Annotated in this window: 16 protein-coding genes and 1 pseudogene; 3 read left to right on the forward strand and 14 right to left on the reverse strand. The window is 72.1% G+C overall.

Annotation, left to right across the window (positions count from 1 at the left end):
- The first annotated feature begins 11 nt into the window (after window positions 1–11).
- Window positions 12–1,751 (forward strand): sensor histidine kinase, encoded by a 1,740-nt coding sequence (locus AC27LF_RS10625; RefSeq protein WP_479662739.1) that lies wholly within the window; start codon window positions 12–14, stop codon window positions 1,749–1,751.
- 53 nt (window positions 1,752–1,804) lie between these two features.
- Here AC27LF_RS10625 and AC27LF_RS10630 read toward each other — a convergent pair whose 3' ends face one another.
- The 10 genes from AC27LF_RS10630 to AC27LF_RS10675 form a co-directional block, all read right to left on the reverse strand.
- Window positions 1,805–2,314 carry an MFS transporter gene (locus AC27LF_RS10630; RefSeq protein ID WP_479662797.1) on the reverse strand — a complete coding sequence of 170 codons (510 nt, stop codon included), beginning with the start codon at window positions 2,312–2,314 and terminating at the stop codon, window positions 1,805–1,807.
- Window positions 2,315–2,957: 643 nt separating this feature from the next.
- Window positions 2,958–3,458, reverse strand: a complete 501-nt coding sequence (locus tag AC27LF_RS10635; RefSeq protein WP_479662740.1) for a hypothetical protein — start codon at window positions 3,456–3,458, stop codon at window positions 2,958–2,960.
- A 147-nt stretch (window positions 3,459–3,605) separates the two neighbouring features.
- Complete coding sequence (locus AC27LF_RS10640; RefSeq protein WP_479662741.1) at window positions 3,606–4,619, reverse strand: 2-hydroxyacid dehydrogenase; 1,014 nt, start codon at window positions 4,617–4,619, stop codon at window positions 3,606–3,608.
- 180 nt (window positions 4,620–4,799) lie between these two features.
- A complete protein-coding gene (pflA, locus tag AC27LF_RS10645) occupies window positions 4,800–5,549 on the reverse strand; it encodes a pyruvate formate-lyase-activating protein (protein ID WP_479662742.1) in 750 nt (249 codons plus the stop codon).
- Window positions 5,546–7,807 (reverse strand): formate C-acetyltransferase, encoded by a 2,262-nt coding sequence (pflB, locus tag AC27LF_RS10650; protein ID WP_479662798.1) that lies wholly within the window; start codon window positions 7,805–7,807, stop codon window positions 5,546–5,548. Before pflB ends, pflA begins: the two co-directional genes overlap by 4 nt.
- 174 nt (window positions 7,808–7,981) lie before the next feature.
- Window positions 7,982–8,383 (reverse strand): pyridoxamine 5'-phosphate oxidase family protein, encoded by a 402-nt coding sequence (locus AC27LF_RS10655; RefSeq protein ID WP_479662743.1) that lies wholly within the window; start codon window positions 8,381–8,383, stop codon window positions 7,982–7,984.
- Between the two features lie 293 nt (window positions 8,384–8,676).
- Window positions 8,677–9,669: an XdhC family protein gene (locus AC27LF_RS10660; RefSeq protein ID WP_479662744.1), complete on the reverse strand. Its 993-nt coding sequence runs from the start codon at window positions 9,667–9,669 to the stop codon at window positions 8,677–8,679.
- A 35-nt stretch (window positions 9,670–9,704) separates the two neighbouring features.
- A complete protein-coding gene (locus AC27LF_RS10665; RefSeq protein WP_479662745.1) occupies window positions 9,705–11,894 on the reverse strand; it encodes a xanthine dehydrogenase family protein molybdopterin-binding subunit in 2,190 nt (729 codons plus the stop codon).
- 38 nt (window positions 11,895–11,932) lie between these two features.
- Entirely contained in the window at window positions 11,933–12,922 is a 990-nt protein-coding gene (locus AC27LF_RS10670) for an FAD binding domain-containing protein (RefSeq protein ID WP_479662746.1), read from the reverse strand.
- Window positions 12,919–13,461: a (2Fe-2S)-binding protein gene (locus AC27LF_RS10675; RefSeq protein ID WP_479662747.1), complete on the reverse strand. Its 543-nt coding sequence runs from the start codon at window positions 13,459–13,461 to the stop codon at window positions 12,919–12,921. The genes AC27LF_RS10670 and AC27LF_RS10675 overlap by 4 nt, the downstream gene beginning before the upstream one ends.
- A gap of 186 nt (window positions 13,462–13,647) precedes the next feature.
- On the opposite strand from AC27LF_RS10675, the pseudogene AC27LF_RS10680 reads away from it, so the two are divergent.
- Window positions 13,648–13,862, forward strand: a pseudogene (locus AC27LF_RS10680) (AraC family transcriptional regulator); the annotation flags it as partial.
- A gap of 12 nt (window positions 13,863–13,874) precedes the next feature.
- Here the strand turns inward: AC27LF_RS10680 and AC27LF_RS10685 are convergent.
- A complete protein-coding gene (locus AC27LF_RS10685; protein ID WP_479662748.1) occupies window positions 13,875–15,617 on the reverse strand; it encodes a pyruvate dehydrogenase in 1,743 nt (580 codons plus the stop codon).
- Between the two features lie 245 nt (window positions 15,618–15,862).
- Between AC27LF_RS10685 and AC27LF_RS10690 the strand changes: the two genes are divergently transcribed.
- Window positions 15,863–16,438 (forward strand): Dps family protein, encoded by a 576-nt coding sequence (locus AC27LF_RS10690; protein WP_479662749.1) that lies wholly within the window; start codon window positions 15,863–15,865, stop codon window positions 16,436–16,438.
- Window positions 16,439–16,507: 69 nt separating this feature from the next.
- Here the strand turns inward: AC27LF_RS10690 and AC27LF_RS10695 are convergent, their stop codons facing one another.
- From AC27LF_RS10695 to AC27LF_RS10705, 3 genes are all read right to left on the reverse strand, one after another.
- A complete protein-coding gene (locus AC27LF_RS10695; RefSeq protein ID WP_479662750.1) occupies window positions 16,508–16,741 on the reverse strand; it encodes a hypothetical protein in 234 nt (77 codons plus the stop codon).
- 112 nt (window positions 16,742–16,853) lie between these two features.
- Window positions 16,854–17,822: a helix-turn-helix domain-containing protein gene (locus AC27LF_RS10700; RefSeq protein WP_479662751.1), complete on the reverse strand. Its 969-nt coding sequence runs from the start codon at window positions 17,820–17,822 to the stop codon at window positions 16,854–16,856.
- A complete protein-coding gene (locus AC27LF_RS10705; RefSeq protein ID WP_479662752.1) occupies window positions 17,816–18,856 on the reverse strand; it encodes a helix-turn-helix domain-containing protein in 1,041 nt (346 codons plus the stop codon). Before AC27LF_RS10705 ends, AC27LF_RS10700 begins: the two co-directional genes overlap by 7 nt.
- Window positions 18,857–18,919: the final 63 nt, after the last annotated feature.

Raw genomic sequence — 18,919 nt, forward strand, 5'->3', positions numbered from 1 at the left:
GGGGAGCTGTGGTGGACGAGCACGCGCGGGTTTCGCGTGAGGTGGAGGCATCCGGGCTGGCTCCCCAGTTGCGGCTGGACGCACTGCTGGACGACCTCCAGCAGCAGGTGGCGCAGGTCCGCGGGGCCCGGGACCGGGTGCACACACTGCTGGACGCCGTGCTGGCGGTCGGCTCCGACCTGGACCTGGAGGTGGTGCTGCACCGCATCGTGCAGTCCGCGGCCACGCTGGTCGACGCCCGGTACGGGGCGCTGGGCGTGCTCGGCGAGGAAGGCACGATCAAGCAGTTCGTCACGGTCGGCATCGACGACGAGGCGATCGCCCGCATCGGGCACTACCCGCGCGGCGAGGGCATCCTGGGGCTGCTCATCCGGCGCCCGGAGCCGCTGCGCCTGGCGAACCTGACGGAGCATCCGGCCTCGGCCGGCTTCCCGGCCGGGCACCCCGCGATGACCAGCTTCCTCGGCGCCCCCGTCCGGGTGCGCGACCAGGTGTTCGGCAACCTGTATCTGACGAACAAGAAGAGCGGCGCGGAGTTCGACAGCGACGACGAGGCGGTGCTGCGCACCCTGGCCGCGGCGGCCGGTGTGGCCATCGACAACGCCCGGCTGTACGACGACGCGCGCCGCCGGCAGCGCTGGCTCGCGGCCAGCAACGAACTGACCCGCAGTCTGCTCTCGGGCGCGGAGCCCGCCGCGGTGCTGGCGTCCTTCACCGGCACCGTGCGGGAGATCGCCCGCGCGGACCTGGTCACCTTGGCGGTGCCCGTCGGCGATCGGGGCGAGTTGGTCATCGAGGCCGCCTCGGGAGCGGGGGCCGAGGAGGTCCGCGGTCTGGTGCTGCCCGCCACCGCGCTGGCCGCGAAGGTCTACACGTCCGGGGAGACGATCACCAGTGAGGCGGTGAGCGCCGACCCGCGCGCCGAGGGCGGCAGCGCCTCGGTGGTGGAGCTGGGGCCGGCGTTCTTCGTACCGCTCGGCACCCGGGAGCATGTCCGCGGGGTGCTCCAGGTCGCGCATCTGCCGGGCGGTGCCCTCTTCACCGACGCCGTGATCGACATGGTCACCGGGTTCGGCCATCAGGCCGCGTTGGCGCTGGACGTCGCCGAGCACCGGCGGGACAGCGAACGCATGGTCGTGCTGGGCGACCGCGACCGGATCGCGCGAGACCTGCACGACCTCGTCATCCAGCGGATGTTCGCCGGCGCGCTGACGCTGCAGTCCACGCTGGGTCACATCTCCGACCGGCCCGGGGTGAGCGAGCGGATCCAGCGGGTCGTGGACGACCTGGACGACACCATCAAGATCATTCGGGGCACCGTCTACGCCCTCCGGGAGCACGATCAGGACCGTCGTGGCTGCGGGCTGCGCGCCCAGTTGGTGGCGGCCACCGAACGGGCCACCGAATCGCTCGGCTTCGCTCCCGCGCTGCGCATGACCGGGCTGCTGGACACGGCCGTCTCCGCCGAGCAGGCCGAGCATCTGCTGGCCGTGCTCGGCGAGGCCCTGTCCAACGCCGCCCGGCACGCGGACGCCACCGCCGTCGATGTCGGTGTCGAGGTCACCGATGCCGTCGTGAAGCTGCGGGTGGCCGACAACGGCCGCGGGATCGACCCCGCGGTCACCCGCCGCAGCGGCCTGGCGAACCTTCGCGAGCGCGCGGAGGAACGGGGCGGCGAGTTCACCCTGTCCGCAAACCGGCCGAGCGGCACCGTCGTCGAATGGGTGGTCCCGCTGGCCCCCACCGGCTGACGCCGCCGCCCGTGCCCGGCCCCGTTCCCGTTCCCGTGCGCCGGTTCCTGTTCCTACGCCGTGGTGCCCGCGGTGCGGACACCGGTGAGGGTGTAGGCGAGTGCGGCGGCGGCCACGATCGCGAGCAGCGCGAGCCCGGCCGCGTAGGTGCCGTACTCGCCGTAGAGCGAGCCCATCACCAGCGGCGGGAGGAAGCCGCCGAGGCCGCCCGCGGCGCCGACCACGCCGGTGACCGAGCCGACCTGGGCGGCCGGGGTCATGAGGGCCACGTTCACGAGCGGCACGCCGACGGCGAACGCGGTGCCGCCGATCCCGAGGAAGAAACCTCCCACCAGCAAGGCGGCGAGCGAGGAGTGTCCGGCCAGGCCGAGGTAGAGCACGGGCACGATGGTGGCGGCCGAGACCAGCGGAGACATCACGCGCCCGCCGTAGCGGTCGGTGAGCGCGCCCACCGGGATCCCTCCCAGCGAGCCGACCACCACCGGGACCGCCACCAGCAGCGACTGCTGGAACGAGCTGAGACCGAGGCCGTCCTTGAAGCGCGGGCCGAGCGGGCTGAGCAGCGTGCGGCGTGGCGGCGGCGCCGGACAGCAGCGCGGCCAGTTCGCGTTGGCGGGGGAAGGACCCGGCCGGTAGCCGCACCAGGGCTCCTCGGCGAAGGGGTCGCCGGTGCCGCCGTAGGCCGCGACGTCCTGGTGCTGTCGGCGGATCACTCGGGCGGCGCTCACCAGGCGCTCCGTGCGCGATGGGTGCGTATCGTACGTCCGGCCGCCCGGGAGTCAGGGCAGACGTGGCGGGCGGCCGGGCCGTGACCGGACCGGACCGTGCGCAGCACCCGTGTCGGGGGACGGCCGTGTCGACGGCCGCATGGATGCCGGTTGCAGTGGTGCACGGGATTCCTCCGGATCGGTCGAGAGCCAGCATGCGGCATCGGACGCCGGGGCGCGGCGGCCGATGCGCCCCTCGGCATGGGCCGAGGGTCCCCGGTTCCGGCGGCTGCGGCAGGGCCGGACGGTCCGTCGGAAATCGTGCCGAAGGACTCCGGCGCGCCGCCTTCGCGCCCCGTCAACTGCCGCCGCCGGAACGGGACATGCTCAAGCGGGGTCGGTCGTGAACGGCCGGGACGTGGTGTCCCGCACGACGTGGGTGGGCCGCCGGGCTGTCGGCCGGCGGCCCACTCGGCGAGCACGGACGGTGCAGGGCAGGTCAGGGGTGGTGCCGGTCCGCGCCCAAGGCGTTGGCCGTGGCGACCAGCGCCGCGCCGAGGCCGGTCAGCGCCCCGCCCAGGCCCATGACCAGCGTGGTGAGGTGCCATGCCTGGTAGGCGGACAGCAGGGAGCCGCGCAGGGTTTCGCCCATGAAGGCGGTCTGGCGCAGCTCGGCGAGCTTTTCGTCGTCGTTCCCGGTGGCGTGCAGCTCTTCGGTGATCTCCGCGTAGGTGCGGCCGCCGGTCGCCTGGGCGACATGGTCCTTGATCAGCTCGGCGTATGCGTGGGCCTGGGGGCCGGTCTCGACGCGCTGCCCGGTGAAGGGGGCGAGATGGGCGGGCAGCCCGTGCCGGGGGAACGTGATTTTCTGGGCGGCCAGTTCGCCGCGGATCTCCTTGCGGCCCTTGCCGCCCTGCAGCAGCATGACGGGTCCGGCGGCCACCAGGGCCGCGCCGACCGCCCTGACCAGCGCGGCGGTCCGCAGGTGTGCTCTGTCCATGACGTGCCTTCCTGTCCTGTCAAGTGATGCGCCCACGGTCATGTCCGCGCAACCCCGTTGGGCCGCCGTCCGGGGTCAGGGCCGGGCTTCCCCCGGCGGCAGGGCCCATCGGTCCGGTCCCCGGGAGCGTGCGGCATCCCGCGGGTGTCACGCCGCCGCCGGGTGGACGAGCGTGTTGTCGCTGGTGTTGCCTGCGAGGTGGTCCACGATGTTGGCCACGGTGGTCTGGGCGATCTGCCCGACGGCGTCCCTGGTGAAGTACGCCTGGTGCGAGGTGACCAGGACGTTGCTGAAGGTCATCAGCCGCGCGAGGCGTTCGTCGGTCATCACCTCCAGGGACTTGTCCAGGAAGAACACGCCGGCCTCCTCCTCGTACACGTCGAGGCCGACACCGCTCAGCCGTCCGGCGCGCAGTGTCCCGAGCAGGGCGTCCGTGTCCACCAGGCCGCCGCGGCTGGAGTTGACCAGGATGGCGTCGTCCTTCATGAGAGCCAGGGCCTCGGCGTCGACGAGGTGATGGGTCTGCGGCAGCAGCGGCACATGGAGGCTGACCAGGTCCGCTTCGGCGAACAGCCGCTCGCGCGGCACGTACTGCATGCCGAGGGCGAGGCAGTCGGGATTCTCCGCGACGTCCCAGCCCAGCAGCCGCATGCCGAACCCGTGGGCGATCCGGGTGAACGCGGCCCCGATCTTCCCGGTGCCCACCACGCCGGCCGTGCGGCCGCGCAGGTCGCGACCCATCAGCCCGTCGAGCCGGAAGTCGAAGTCCCGGGTGCGTTGCGCGGCCCGGACGATCCGGCGATCGACCGCGAGCGCGAGGGTCCAGGCGAACTCGGCGACCGAGTACGGCGAGTAGGAGGACACCCGGGCCACTGTCAGGCCGAGTTCCCGGGCGGCGGTCACGTCGATGTTGTTGTAGCCGGTGGACCGCTGGGCGATCATCCGGGTGCCGCCGTCGGCCAGCGCCCGCAGTACGCCGGCGTCCAGGGTGTCGTTGACGCTGCTGAGCACGACCTCGTGACCCGCGGCGGTCAGCACGGTGTCCCGGTCCAGGAAGAGCCTCAGACAGCGCAGCTCGTGACGGTCCGCGAACGCCCTGTCGAACTCCTCGCGCAGCAACGGCTCCTCGTCCACCAGGACGCCGTACGCGACGATCTCCACTTGGCTCTCCTCCTGCCGCTTCGGGTGATCTCCTCTTCCACCGTAGGCCGAGATCACGGCCGCGATGCGGACCGATGGTCCCGAGGACGGTGCCCCGCCGGCCCGGGCCTGGGGCCACGTCGCCGGTGCGAGGAAGCCCTTCGTCGGGAACGTGTCCGCGGGTGCGGCGTGCCGCTTTGCTCAGATCGCCCTCAGCCCGTGTTCCCGGAGCTGTTCACGCACCCGTTCCGTCAGCTCGGGGGCCGGGACGGGGGTGTCGCGCAGCGGGAAGTCGATGCCGAGGGCGTCGTACTTGTGGGCGCCGAGCTTGTGGAACGGCAGCACGTCCACCCGGTCGACGTTGCCCAGCCCGGACAGGAAGGCGCCGAGGCCGTCGACGGCGGACGGGTCGTCCGTCCAGCCGGGGACGAGGACGTAGCGGATGTGGACGGGGACACCCAGCCGGTCCAGGCGGGCGGCGAAGCTGAGGGTGGGGGCCAGCCGGCCACCGGTGAGCCTGTGGTAGGCGGCGATGTCGAAGGACTTGATGTCCAGCAGTACCAGGTCGACGTCGGCCAGGAGGTCGTCGCGGGCACGGGCGCCGAGGAACCCGGAGGTGTCCAGTGCCGTGTGCAGTCCGGCCTCCTTGCAGCGCCGCAGCAGGGACCCGGTGAAGGCCGGCTGGAGCAGCGGCTCGCCGCCGGTGACCGTCACCCCTCCCCCGGCCGTGGTCACGAAGCCCCGGTACTTCCCGATCTCGGTCATGACCTCGTCGACCGAGGTCTTCCGCCCGTCCCGCAGGCGCCAGGTGTCGGGGTTGGCGCAGTAGAGGCAGCGCAACGGGCAGCCGCTGACGAACAGGACGAACCGGGTCCCGGGACCGTCCACGCCGGTGGACAGGTCCCAGGAGTGGATCCGGCCGGTCGTCGCCGGCGCCGTCGTGGCGTTCACAGCGACCCGTGGAACGTCCGGCTGATCACGTCGAGTTGCTGCTCGCGTGTCAGACGGACGAACTTGACCGCGTATCCGGAGACCCGGATGGTCAGCTCCGGGTACTTCTCCGGGTGTTCCATGGCGTCCTCAAGGGTCGCCCGGTTCAGCACGTTGACGTTCATGTGGAAGCCGCCGGTGTTCGTGTACCCGTCGAGGATGCCGACCAGGTTGCCCGCGCGTTCGGAGGGGTTGTGGCCCAGTCCCTCGGGTGTGATGGTCGTGGTCAGGGAGATCCCGTCGGACGCCTGCTCGTAGGGCAGTTTCGCCACCGACAGGGCCGACGCGACGACCCCGTGCCGGTCCCGGCCGTTCATCGGGTTCGCACCGGGCGCGAAGGGCTGTCCGGCGCGTCGGCCGTCAGGAGTGTTGCCGGTGCGCTTGCCGTAGACCACGTTGGAGGTGATGGTCAGCACGGACTGGGTGTGCTCGGCGTCCCGGTGGGTGGGGTGCTCGCGCACCTTGGCCATGAAGGATTCCACCAGGTCGACGGCGATGCCGTCGGCGCGGTCGTCGTTGTTGCCGTACGCCGGGTACTCGCCCTCGACCTCGTAGTCCACGGCCAGCCCGGTGTCGTCCCGGATCACCTTCACCCGGGCGTATTTGACGGCGGACAGGCTGTCGACGGCGACCGAGAGGCCGGCGATGCCGCAGGCCATGTAGCGGTGCACGGGATGGTTGTGCAGGGCCATCTCGATCCGCTCGTAGGCGTATTTGTCGTGCATGTAGTGGATGACGTTGAGGGTGTTGACGTATGTCCGCGCCAGCCAGTCCAGCATCCGGTCGTACGCGGCCGACAGTTCCCCGTGGTCCAGGTACTCGCCGGTCAGCGCGGGCGTCTCGGGCGCGACCTGTTCACCGGTCATCTCGTCCCGGCCGCCGTTGATCGCGTACAGCAGTGCCTTGGCGAGGTTGACGCGGGCGCCGAAGAACTGCATCTGCCTGCCCACCGCCATCGCGGAGACACAGCAGGCGATCGCGGTGTCGTCGCCGGTGCGGGGGCGCATCAGGTCGTCGGACTCGTACTGGATGGAGCTGGTGTCGATGGAGACCTGGGCGCAGAACTCCTTGAACGCTTCGGGCAGTCGGGGCGACCACAGCACCGTGAGATTCGGCTCCGGGGCGGGCCCGAGGTTGTAGAGGGTGTGCAGGAAACGGAAGGAGGTGCGGGTGACGAGGGTGCGGCCGTCGGTGCCGATGCCGCCGATGGACTCCGTCACCCAGGTCGGGTCGCCGGAGAACAGCGCGTCGTACTCGGGGGTGCGCAGGAAGCGCACGACCCGCAGCTTGATGACGAAGTCGTCGACCAGCTCCTGCGCCCGCGTCTCGTCGATGCGCCCCTCGGCCAGATCGCGCTGGAGGTAGACGTCCAGGAAGGTCGAGGTGCGGCCGAGGGACATCGCGGCGCCGTTCTGCTCCTTCACCGCGGCCAGGAAGCCGAGGTAGAGCCACTGCACCGCTTGGCGCGCGGTGGACGCGGGGCGGGTGACGTCGCAGCCGTAGGAGGCGGCCATGCGTGTCAGCTCGCCCAACGCGCGGATCTGCTCGGCCAGTTCCTCGCGGTCGCGGATGACGTACGGTGTGGAGGGCCGGTCGTCCAGCAGGGCACGCTCGGCCCGCTTGGCCTCGATGAGCCGGTCGGTGCCGTAGAGCGCCACCCGCCGGTAGTCGCCGATGATCCGGCCGCGGCCGTAGGCGTCCGGCAGCCCGGTGATGATCCCGGCCTTGCGTGCGGCCCGCATCTCGGGGGTGTAGGCGTCGAAGACGCCGTCGTTGTGTGTCTTGCGGTAGGTGCCGAAGACCGTGGTCACGAACGGGTCGGGCTCGTAGCCGTAGGCCCTCAGGCCGTTCTCGACCATCCGCAGTCCGCCGGCCGGCATGATCGCCCGCTTCAGCGGGGCGTCGGTCTGCAGCCCGACGATCAGCTCACGCTCCCGATCGATGTAGCCAGGGCCGTGCGAGGTGATCGTGGAAGGGACGGCGGTGTCCACGTCGAGGACGCCCTTGCGCCGTTCCTCGGGGAACAGGGCGCTGACCTTGTGCCAGACGGCGCGCGTGCGCTCGGTCGGGCCGGCCAGGAACTCCGGGCCGCCCTCGTACGGCGTGTAGTTGGCCTGGATGAAGTCGCGTACGTCGATCCGGTCGCGCCAGCGCCGGCCGACGAATCCGCGCCAAGCCTCGGCGGGCACCTCCACGTCCGGACGGGTTGCCACGGTCATCACTGCCTCCGCATCGTTCATGACACCGCTCCCGGTGGACACCGTGGGCGGCTCCGCTGACGATGTTCGTCGCCGCCCGCCGTACGCGGCAGGGCCCGCGGGAACCTGTCCGCGTGCCGTACGGCCCCTCGTCACAGGGCCGTTCGGTCCAGGGCGGGGGGCCGGAGCCGCCGTTCAGACCGACATGTGCGGGCCGTGGATCGCGCGCCCGCAGGGAAGTTCACACCCGGTGACCAGGTCGGGTCCGACACGCACGAAGACCTCCTCGGGTGAGGGAGCCCAGGAGCGCAGGCCGGTCCGTGCCAGGCGGTCGCGTTCGGTCCGGTCGGTCACGACGACGCTCCATCCGGAGCACTTGTCGACGTCGACGGCGTCCGCCGCGAAGGCGACGAGCGCCCCGTCGACGGCGCGCGCCAGGACCGAGGCCGCGAAGGTGCGCAGTTGCACCGCCCCGTCGCCGTCCACGCGGAACCTGACCGGCGACACCGCGGGCAGGGCGTGGCGCGTGCACACGCTACGGCCGACCTGTGCCGTGGCCGGCAGGCGCAGGCACTCCTGTCGGCCGAGTTCACGCAAGGCATCGTTCGCATCCCTGAGTCGGCCCGCCCTTCGGCCGGTGGAGGGGGATCGCGCTCCATGCTGAGCCCGCCGCCGGGCACGGTGAGGGACCACCTGTCCCAGCCCGACCGGAGAGCGGCCCGCAGAAGCGGGGCGTCCGAGGGCCCCGGTCGGCCCTCCGCTTTCCCTGACGTGCCCGCTTCCTCTTGTCGTGACTTCCGCCGGGCCGGCCAGGCGGCCGCCGGCGGCGCTCTGTCCTTCGCCGGCGGCTTCCGTCCCTTCGCGGCGCACGCCGCGCCACCCCGGCCGGCTCAGACGGACGTGGCCTTCGTCGCGCGGGACGTGGTGTGGATCGGCAGGTCGCCGTCGCGGAGCCGGTTGCCGCCGCGGCCGTTCTCCACGGCGACCAGTTCGGCGAGCACGGACAGGGCCGTCTCGGCGGGTGAGACTCCTCCGAGGTCGAGGCCGGCGGGGCCGGACAGCCGGTCGATCCCCGGGGTGCCGGCCAGGCGTCGCAGGCGTCGGGCGTGAGTGGCCCGGCTGCCCAGCACGGCGATGTGCCCTGCGTCGGCGGCGAGTGCGGCGCGGACGGCGGGGTCGTCGATGCGTGGGTCATGGCTGAGGATCACCACGGCGTCGCGGGTGCCGAGGCCGTGTCGGCCGATCCATTCGTCGGGCCAGGCACGGACGAGGGTGGCGCTTTTCGGGAAGGCTCCGGATGTGATGTGCCGGGGCCGTGGGTCGAGGACGACGACGCTGCGGTGCAGCGGCTCGGCCATGACCGCCACGGCCGCGGCGAGGTCCGTGGCGCCGACGAGCACGAGCCGCCGGCGTGGTGGCAGCACCTCGGTGAAGCCCGGTCCGCTGCCTTGCAGTTGGCCGGTGCCGGGCGCGACGGACCATGCGTAGGGGGGTTCCAGGCCGACCCGGACCGCCAGCGGACGGTCGTCGGCCAGCGCCGCGGTGATCGCGGAATGGACCGGATCGGCCGGCGCGGGGGTCATCAGCACCCGCAGTTCGCCCGCGCACGCGGGTGTCTCCTCCCAGGGCAGAAGGTGTTCCCCTGGCGTCACGGACATGAGGTGCGGCCCGGCGCCGTCGAGTACGCGGCGGGCCGCGTCGAGGATGCCCCCTTCGACGCAGCCGCCGGACAGGGAGCCCCGCCATGTGCCGTCGGCGGCCACGGCCATGGTGGCGCCCAGTGGCCGGGAGCCGGGACCGTCGCGGCCCACCAGGCGGGCCAGGACGACGGGCCGGCCCAAGCGGTGGTGCGCGTCGACGAACGGCCAGACCTCACCCAGCACGGTGTCCCTCCTTACGGTCGGACGATCGACGCGGTTCACCCGGCGGGCTCATGGCACCGGTTCGGCGGATGTGCTTCGAGTACGCGGTCCAGTCGGATCGGGAGTCTCCGCTGGCGGCGCCCGGTGGCGTGCCAGACGGCGTTCGCGATCGCGGCGGCCGTGCTGACGGTGCCGATTTCACCGAGACCCTTGATGCCCGAGGGGTCGCCGGGTTCGTAGTCGGGTACGAAGTCGGCCTCGATGTCCGGTACATCGGCGTGGGCGGCGATGTGGTAGCCGGCGAGGTCGGTGTTGACGTGACGGCCGGTGGCCCGGTCCCGGACGCCTTCTTCGTGCAGGGCCATCGACAGGCCCATGATCATGCCGCCGGCCAGCTGACTGCGTGCGAGCAGCGGGTTGATCACACGGCCCACGGCGAACATGCCGAGAAGGCGCCGCACCCGCACCTCGCCGGTCCCCGGATCGACGGTGACCTCGCCGAACACGGCGCTGTAGGAGTGGCGTTCCATGAGGGGCAGCCGGCCGAGCGATTCCGTGGTGTCGCAGGAGACGGTCAGCGGCAGAGCGGCGCCGTCCAGGCGTGAGCGCAGCTCGGCCGCGGCCTCGGTGATCGCCCAGGACCAGGAGGTCGTGCCCCGGGAGCCGCCGGCGCCCCAGGCGGGGCCGAGGTCGCTGTCCGCGATCAGCAGCCGTATCCGCTCGGGAGGTACCCGCAGTGCGTCGGCGGCGACCGCGGTCAGCGCGGTGCGCGCGCCCGTGCCGATGTCACTGGCGCCGACGGCGACCGTGAAGGTTCCGTCGGTCTCGGCGGTGATCGACGCCGTCGAGGGCAGCGCTCCCGCTCCGAAGGAGGCGGCCGCCATTCCGGTGCCGACGAGCAGGTGCCCCTCCTTCCTTCTGCGTGGCCGGTGGTCGCGTGCGGCCCAGCCGAACCGGCGGGCGCCCTCGGTCAGGCACGCGATGAGGTTGCGGCGGCTGAAGGGCAGCCCGGAGACGGGGCCGGCGGAGGGCTCGTTGTGCAGCCGGAGTTCCAGGGGGTCCATCCGCAGTCGCTCCGCCACCTCGTCCATGGCGGATTCCAGCGCGAAGGAACCGGGGGTCGCGCCGGGTCCGCGCACCGAGAACGGCGGCAGGATGTCGACCGGGACCGCGGTGCGGCGGGTACGGATCGCCCGTGCCGTGTAGAGCGTGTTGGTCAGTTCGGTGCAGTTCTCCAGGTAGTCCGCGATTCTGGAGACCTCGAAGGCCGCTGTGTGGTCGATGGCGCGCAGCCGGCCGTCGGCATCGGCCCCGATGCGTATACGCTGCTCGGTGGCGGGCCGCATGGAGACCGTCTGGAACACCTGGTTCCGGGTCAGGGTGACGCGTACGGGACGGTCGAGTACGGTCGCGGCCATCACCGCCAGGACCAGTTGGGGGCCGCACGCTCCTGATTTGGACCCGAAGCCGCCGCCGACATGCGCGGACCGGACGCGTACCTGCTTCGGTTCGAGCCGGAACAACGTGGCCACGGTCATGGCCACCATGTAGGGCCCCTGGTTGGAGTCGATGATCTGCAGGCGTCCGTCCTGCCACCAGGCGGTCGCGGTGTGCGGCTCCATGGCGGCGCCGTGCACCTCGGGGGTGACGTAGCGCTCGTCGACGACCACGGTGCTCGCGGCCAGCTCCGTGTCCACGTCGCCGACGGTGGCGTCTTCACCGAAGAACGATGTCGCCGGCCGGGCGGCCGGGTGGTCGAGGCGGAAGTCGACGTCGTACGGTTCCTCTTCGTACGTCACCCGCAGCGCCATGCCCGCCGCGCGGGCCTGCTCGGGTGTCTCGGCCACCACCAGGGCGATCGGCCGGCCGGAGTGGGGTACCTCGTCGCTCTGCAGCAGGTGGAGGCCGCCGTCGGGTCCGAAGAACGGTCCGGCCTCCGGGTCGAGCCGGGGCGCGCCCCGGTGGTCGATCACGCCCAGGACTCCGGGCATGGCCAGCGCGGTGGAGGTGTCGATCTCGCGGATGCGTCCGCGGGTCACCGTGGAGGTGACGACCCAGCCGTGCGCCAGGTCGCTCGCCGGTTCGTCCGCGGCGTACCGCACCGCGCCGGTGACCTTGGCCGTTCCCTCCATACGGGGCCGCGCCGTGCCGACGGCTCCCGAAGGCGGCTCGCTCGTGGCGGCCGTGTCCGCGGTTGCCGGGTGCCCGGCCGGTGCCGGGGACGGACCGGTCGAGGAGGCGGTCATGTGGTGATCTCCTTCAGGACGTGTGAGGAACCCGTCCGTCACTCGGCCCGGTGGGCGAGTTCGGTCAGGACGGCCTCGATGAGGTTGCGGGCGAGCGTGACTTTGTACGCGTTGTCGCGCAGTGGCCGGGCGGCGGCCAGTTCGGCTTGCGCGGCGGAACCGAACCGTTCGGCGGTGGCGGGGGCGTCCCGCAGGGCGGACTCGGCGGTGCGGGCCCGCCAGGGCCGTGCGGCGAGGCCGCCGAGCGCGATCCGTGCGTCGCGCACGCGGCCGTCCTCGACGTCCAGGGCGGCTGCGACGGACACGGTGGCGAAGGCGTAGGACGCACGCTCGCGGACCTTGCGGTAGCACGATCGCGGACGTGCCGCGGCAGCCGGGAGGCGGACCGCGGTGATCAGGGCGCCCGGGGGCAGCACCGTCTCCTGCTGAGGGGTCTCGCCGACCGGCAGGTAGAACGCGGACAGCGGGATCTCGTGCCTGCCGTCCAGGGTCTCGTAGTGCACGAGAGCGTCGAACGCGGTCAGCGCCACGGTCATGTCCGAGGGATGGGTGGCCACGCAGTGCTCGGACCAGTCGAGGACGGCATGGTTGTGGTGCTCTCCGGCGAGCGCGGAGCAGCCGCTGCCGGGCTCGCGCTTGTTGCACGGCTGCGAGGAATCGGCGAAGTAGCCGCACCGGGTCCGCTGGAGCAGGTTGCCGCCCACCGTGGCCATGTTGCGCAGTTGCCCCGAGGCGCCCGCGAGCACGGCCTGGCTGAGTGCCGGATACCGGCGGCGCACCTCGGGGTGGGCCGCCAGGTCGCTGTTGGTCGTCGTCGCGCCGATGACGAGCCCGCCGTCGGGCGCCTCGCGGACACCGTCCAGCGGCAGCCGGCGCACGTCCACCAGCCGGGTGGGCGTCTCGATGCCGTCCTTCATGAGGTCGACGAGATTGGTGCCGCCGCCGAGGAACCGGGCGCCGTCGTCGCCGGCGACGAGGGTCAGCGCCTCCCGGACCTCGCTGGGCCGCCGGTAGCCGAACTCCTTCATCCCGCCGCCTTTGCCCGGGACGCGGTCTCCAGCACGGCGCGCACGATCGACGGATACGCGCCGCAGCGGCACAGGTTGCCGCTCAGGCGCTCGCGCACCTCTTCTGCGTCCAGTTCCGGTGCCGGCCGCTCGGGTGAGACGTCGGCGGTGACCGCGCTGGGCCAGCCCGCCGCGTGTTCGGCGAGCATCCCGACCGCGGAGCACAGCTGCCCGGGCGTGCAGTAGCCGCACTGGAAACCGTCGAGCTGCACGAACGCCCGCTGCAACGGGCGCAGTTCACCGTCCTGTGCCAGGCCCTCGACGGTCGTGACGTCCGAGCCGTCGGTGGCGACCGCCAGCGTCAGGCACGACACGATCCGCCGGCCGTCCAGGAGCACCGTGCAGGCGCCGCACTGGCCGCGGTCGCAGCCCTTCTTCGGTCCTGTGTGGCCCGTGTCCTCGCGGAGCACGTCGAGGAGTGTGCGTCGGTGGTCAACGGTCAGACGGTGTGCCAGGCCGTTGACGCGAAGAAGTATCCCGCTGCGGGTTCCGTCCGTCATACCGCTTGCCCTTCCCCATTTCCGTGCCTGGGCACAAAGCGTTGTCAAAGACTTCGGACATTCAATCAGCCCGCCCCGGGAATGGCTTTGCCCAATAGTGTCGAAACCTTGCACGATCCTCTCTGCGTCGCGCGCGGACCGGACAGCATTACTGGACCGGTTGTCGCGCCCTGGATTTCGGTCCGCGTCGCAAAAGCCGTGCAGTGGATTCGGGAGAATTACCGGGAGCCGTTCCGGGTGGATGAGGTCGCGGGGCTGATCGGAATGAGCACGTCCGCCTTCTGCCGGAATTTCCGGGCCGTCACCGGGATCAGCCCTCTTCAGTGGGATACGACGGCGCGTCCCGGTTCGGCCGGGAGTACCGGCGCCTGTTCGGCGCGCCGCCCGGTCAGGACGCCGTCACATGCCCGGGCTCAGGGGCGGGGGATGTTGCGCAGGTTGGCCCGCGCCAGATGGGCCATGCGGCCCACTCCTCCGGTCAGGACCGTCCGGCTCGCGGACAGCGCGAAACCGGTGAGCTGTTCGGTGGTGATCTTCGGTGGGACGGCAAGCGCGGCGGGGTCGGTGACGACGTCGATCAGCGCGGGCCCGTCATGGGCGAACGCCTCGCGCAGCGCGTCGCGTACCTCGGCGGGCTTCTCCACCCGGATGCCCAGCGCCCCTGCGGCCCTGGCGATGGCGGCGTAGTCGGTGTGCGGGTAGGTCGTGCCGTGCGGGGGCAGACCGTCCACCATCATCTCCAGGTCGACCATGCCCAGGGAGGAGTTGTCGAAGACGACCACCTTCACCGGCAGCCCGTACTGGACGAGGGTGAGGAAGTCGCCCATCAGCATGGAGAAGCCGCCGTCCCCGGAGAGGGAGACGACCTGCCGGCCGCGGTCAAGGAACTGCGCGCCGATCGCCTGGGGCAGCGCGTTGGCCATGGAACCGTGCACGAAGGAACCCAGGATGCGGCGGCGGCCGTTGGGGGTGAGATAACGCGCGGCCCACACACAGCACATGCCGGTGTCGACGGTGAACACCGCGTCGTCGGCGGCCTCTTCGTCGATCACCGAGGCCACGTACTCGGGGTGGACCGGGGTGTGCTTGTCGACGTCGCGGGTGTAGGCGTGCACTGCGCCCTCAAGGGCGTGCGCGTGCCGCTCCAGCATGCGGTCGAGGAAGCGGCGCGAGGTCTTCGCGCGCACCGCGGGCGTGAGGCAGCGCAGGGTCTCGCGGACGTCCCCCCAGACGGCCAGGTCGAGTGGGGTGCGCCGCCCCAGCCGCTCGGGCTGCACATCGACCTGGACCGTGCGCACATGGCGGGGCAGGAAGTCGGTGTACGGGAAGTCGGTGCCCAGCAGGAGCAGCAGATCGCACTGGTGCATGGCCTCGTAGGCGGATCCGTAGCCGAGCAGGCCTGACATGCCGACGTCGTACGGGTTGTCGTACTGGATGTGCTCCTTGCCGCGCAGGGCGTGGCCGACCGGTGCTTTCACCTTCTCGGCGAAGGCCATGACCTCGGCGTGGGCGCCGGCGACGCCCCGGCCGCAGAACACCATGACGCGTTCGGCGCCGTCCACCAGGGCGGTGAGCCGGGCGAGTTCGGTCTCGCTCGGACGGATGGCGGGCAGGCCCAGGGGCATGGCGGGTTCGGGTGCCGCCTGCGGTGAGTCCTCGGCGGCGGTGTCGCCGGACAGGGCCACCACCGACACACCGCGCCGGCCCACCGCGTGCTGGATCGCCGTCCGCACCACACGCGGCATCTGGCGGGGCGAGGAGATCAGCTCCGAGTAGTGGCTGCACTCGGCGAACAGCCGGTCGGGGTGGGTCTCCTGGAAGTATCCGGTGCCGATCTCGCCGCTGGGTATGTGGGCGGCCAGGGCGAGCACGGGTGCCATCGAACGGTGGGCGTCGTAGAGGCCGTTGATCAGGTGGAGGTTGCCGGGGCCGCAGGAGCCCGCGCAGGCCGCGAGCCGGCCGGTGAGCTGGGCCTCCGCGCCGGCGGCGAACGCGGCGACCTCCTCGTGGCGTACCTGGATCCACTCGACGTCGTCGTGCCGTCTGACCGCGTCGACGACGGGGTTGAGGCTGTCCCCGACCACCCCGTACATGCGGCGCACACCCGCACGCGCCATCAGGTCGACGTAACTCTCGGCGATGGTCTGCCTGGACATGGAACTCCTCGGGTCTTGGCATGACGGCGCGCGCCGGCCGGTCAGGCGTACCGGGGCCGCCGCGCGACTCGGTCACGTTAACGAGCGGGGAGCGGCCCTCTTGACCGTCCGCGCACCAGGTCCGGTCCCGGAGCGACCCGGTGCGCTGACGGGCAGTCGGGTGTGCGCTCCCGGGCAACACGGCCCACGGTCCGGCCCCTAGCCTCGACCGCGCACGTTCGGCACCACATCGCAGGAGGCACGTCATGACCACCGGCTCCACGCCCACGGGCAGCCAGCCCTGGCTGCACCAGAAGGGCGCGGTCATCCAGGAGTTCGGGACCGTCAAGCAGTTCCCCGTCGCCCTGTCCTACGAGGCACGTATGTACTCCTGCCAGCGCCTGAACAAGGTGCTGGCGGACACCCAGATCCTCTACGGCCTCTACAAGAAGCACCACTGGATCATGCGGGGCGCGACCTTCTACCAGCTGCACCTGCTGCTGGACAAGCACGCGGGAGAGCAGCTGGCGCTCGTCGACACCCTCGCCGAGCGCGTCCAGACGCTGGGCGGCGTCGCCGTGGGCGATTCCCGGCACGTCGCCGAGATCACGTCGATTCCGCGCCCGCCGGACGGTGTGGAGGAGGTGCCGGCCATGCTCTCGCGGCTGCTGGAGGCCCACGAGATCATCCTGACGCAGGCCCATGACGCGGCCGGCCGCACCGCCGAGCTGGGCGACGACGGCACCAACGACCTGCTGGTCTCGCAGATCATCCGCACCGGTGAACTCCAGGCATGGTTCCTGGCCGAGCACCTGGTCGACACCCCACTGGTGCGTTCCTGACCCGACGACGGCCCGCCCGGTGCCCCGCTCTCGCATGACGGCACCGGACGGGCCGCAGCGCCGCCGAGGTCAGGGACGCGGTTCCGTTCCGAGATCCGCCTCGATGTCGTAACCGAGTTCGGCCCGGCCTGCCGTGGGATGCGCGATGTCGGCCGCCAGGTCGAACGCCGCTCCGTCGATCGCGTTCTCCAACGCGGCCTCCTCACGCTCGGCCCGTGCACGGTGATGATGCTCGGCCGCCCTCTCCAGGAGGTGCCGCACATGCGGGTGACGGTCGGCGCCGTTCGGGTCTGTAGTGTTCATGCGGTGATCCTCCCTCGGGGAAACATGAACCGGACGATAGGCGCCGGGCCCGGGGGCGATCATGCCGACAGCGTCCCGGATGGTGCCCTTCCGGGAACAGCGGGCCCGGATCTCAGGTCGGTCGCCGCGCACCGCGCCACTGCACCGGCGACATCCCGTAGGTCTCCCGGAACGTCCGGCTGAAATGGGAGGGGTTGGCGAAGCCCCAGCGTGCGGCCACCGCCGCGATCGACGTGTGGGCCGCGCCGGTCTGGGCCAGTTCCTCGCGTGCCGCCTCCAGCCGTCGCGTCCGTACCCAGGCGTTCACGGTGGTGCCCTGCCGCTGGAAGAGCCGGTGCAGGTAGCGCAGGGAGATGCCGTGCTGGTCGGCGATGTCCTGAGGGGTGAGTCCGGGCTCGCGCAACCGGTCCTGGACGGATGCCGTGATCCGCTCCCACAGCGCCGGCGCGGGCCGCCTGCCGGCCTGTTCCACGGCCAGGGTGCCCAGCATCTGGGCGGCGAGCGGCGCGAGTCGGGCGCGCCGGGCCGGGTCGGCCCGGACGGCCTCGTCGACGAGCCCGCTCAGCGTCGGCAGCAGCAGCGCCGCCGCGCCCTCACCGGCATCCACCGCGGTGGCCGTCAGGGCGGACAGCTGCCCTTCCTCCAGCCGGAGCAGGGCTCGGGGCATCATGAGGATCCGGGCCCGCTGCCGGCCCGGCAGCACGAGCCGGTACGGGCGCCGCGCGTCGTGGAACGCCAGGTCGCCGGCCCGGAGTTCGGCGCTGCGGCCGTCCTGCAACAGCAGCGCGGTGCCGTCCAGTTGCAGACGCGCGAGGATGTGTGTGCGGGGATCGGCGGCCACCGACCGGGCGCTGCGCAGGATCGTTCCCGGGCCGAAGTCCTCCGTGGCGATCTGCAGGGCGCCCAGGCGCTCGGCGGTCAGCTCACCCGTCCACGGCCGGTCGCCCCGCACGGTGACCTCAAGGTCGACGAAGACCTGTGACAGCGCGCGTTCCCAGGCGGCGACGCGATCGCCGGACGGCAGGCCCCGGGTGGAGAAGGACACACCCTGCCCGGGGACGGACAGCGATCCCGTCAGCACGGCGCTTGTCCCGCCGCGCGGCTCGCCCGCTCCCGGTCGAGCCAGTCCGTGGGAGAGACCCCGAAGGCACTGCGGAAGACCCTGCTGAACCGGGCGGCACTGGGGAAACCCCAGCGCCGGGCCACCTGGCCCAGGCTGACGGATCCCGGTGCCCGTACGGCGAGTTCCCTGCGGCACTCGTGCAGGCGCAGTTCACGGATCCACCGGCTCACGGTGGTGCCCTCCGCCTCGAACATCCGGTGCAGATAGCGGACCGAGATGCCGTGGGCGTCGGCGATGGCCCGGGGGGTCAGGCCGGGGTCCGACAGGTGCCAGCGGACGAAGGTCTTGATCCGCAGCAGCAGGACCCGGTCGGCACCGGGCAGGACGGCGGGGTCCTCGCCCAGCCGGTCCGCCGCCGTGGCCGCCATCAGGTCGATGACGCCCTCGGCCAGTCGCTCGGCCACCGGTGTCGCATAGGAGTCGGAGGTGTCCGCCAGCCGTTCGAGCATCGGGGCGAGCAGGGCGGGCAGGCCGCCGCTCGGGCGCACGGCCAGCGCGGTGAGCTGCCGTAGCTCGGCCTCCGACCGCCCGAGCAGGGCCCGCGGCACCGCGAAGACCCGCAACCGGAAGCGTTCGGGGAAGGCGGTGCGGAAGGGCCGGACGGTCTCGAAGAACCCGATGTCGCCGGCCCGCAGCTCCGTGCTGCGGCCGTCCTGTTCGACCTGGGCCCGGCCGGTGCTCTGGACCGCCACGAAGACGTCTCGCCCGTCGCCGTGGGCGATGTGGCGCGGCGAGCGGTGGACGCGGCCGGGATCGCATTCCACCGTGGTGATCTGGAGGGCTCCGACGCGGTCGGTGCGCAGGGTCGCGTCATAGGTGCGGCCTTCGGTGGCGATGTCCATCCCGACGAGGGTCGCGAGCACGGCGTCGTGCCAGAAGTTCAGGCTTTCGCGCGGGGGGACGGAACGGGTGCTCAGCACCCGGGCTCGCGGACCGGCGAACGGGTCCGGACCTGGGCGACTGTCCTCGAAGGAACCGATCACGGTTGGCATGCTCCGAGCATGCCGGGCCGGTACGGCCGGCGCATCAGTCGGTCGACTGGTCCCCGGTCGGTG

The sequence above is a fragment of the Streptomyces diversicolor genome, assembly GCF_057537855.1.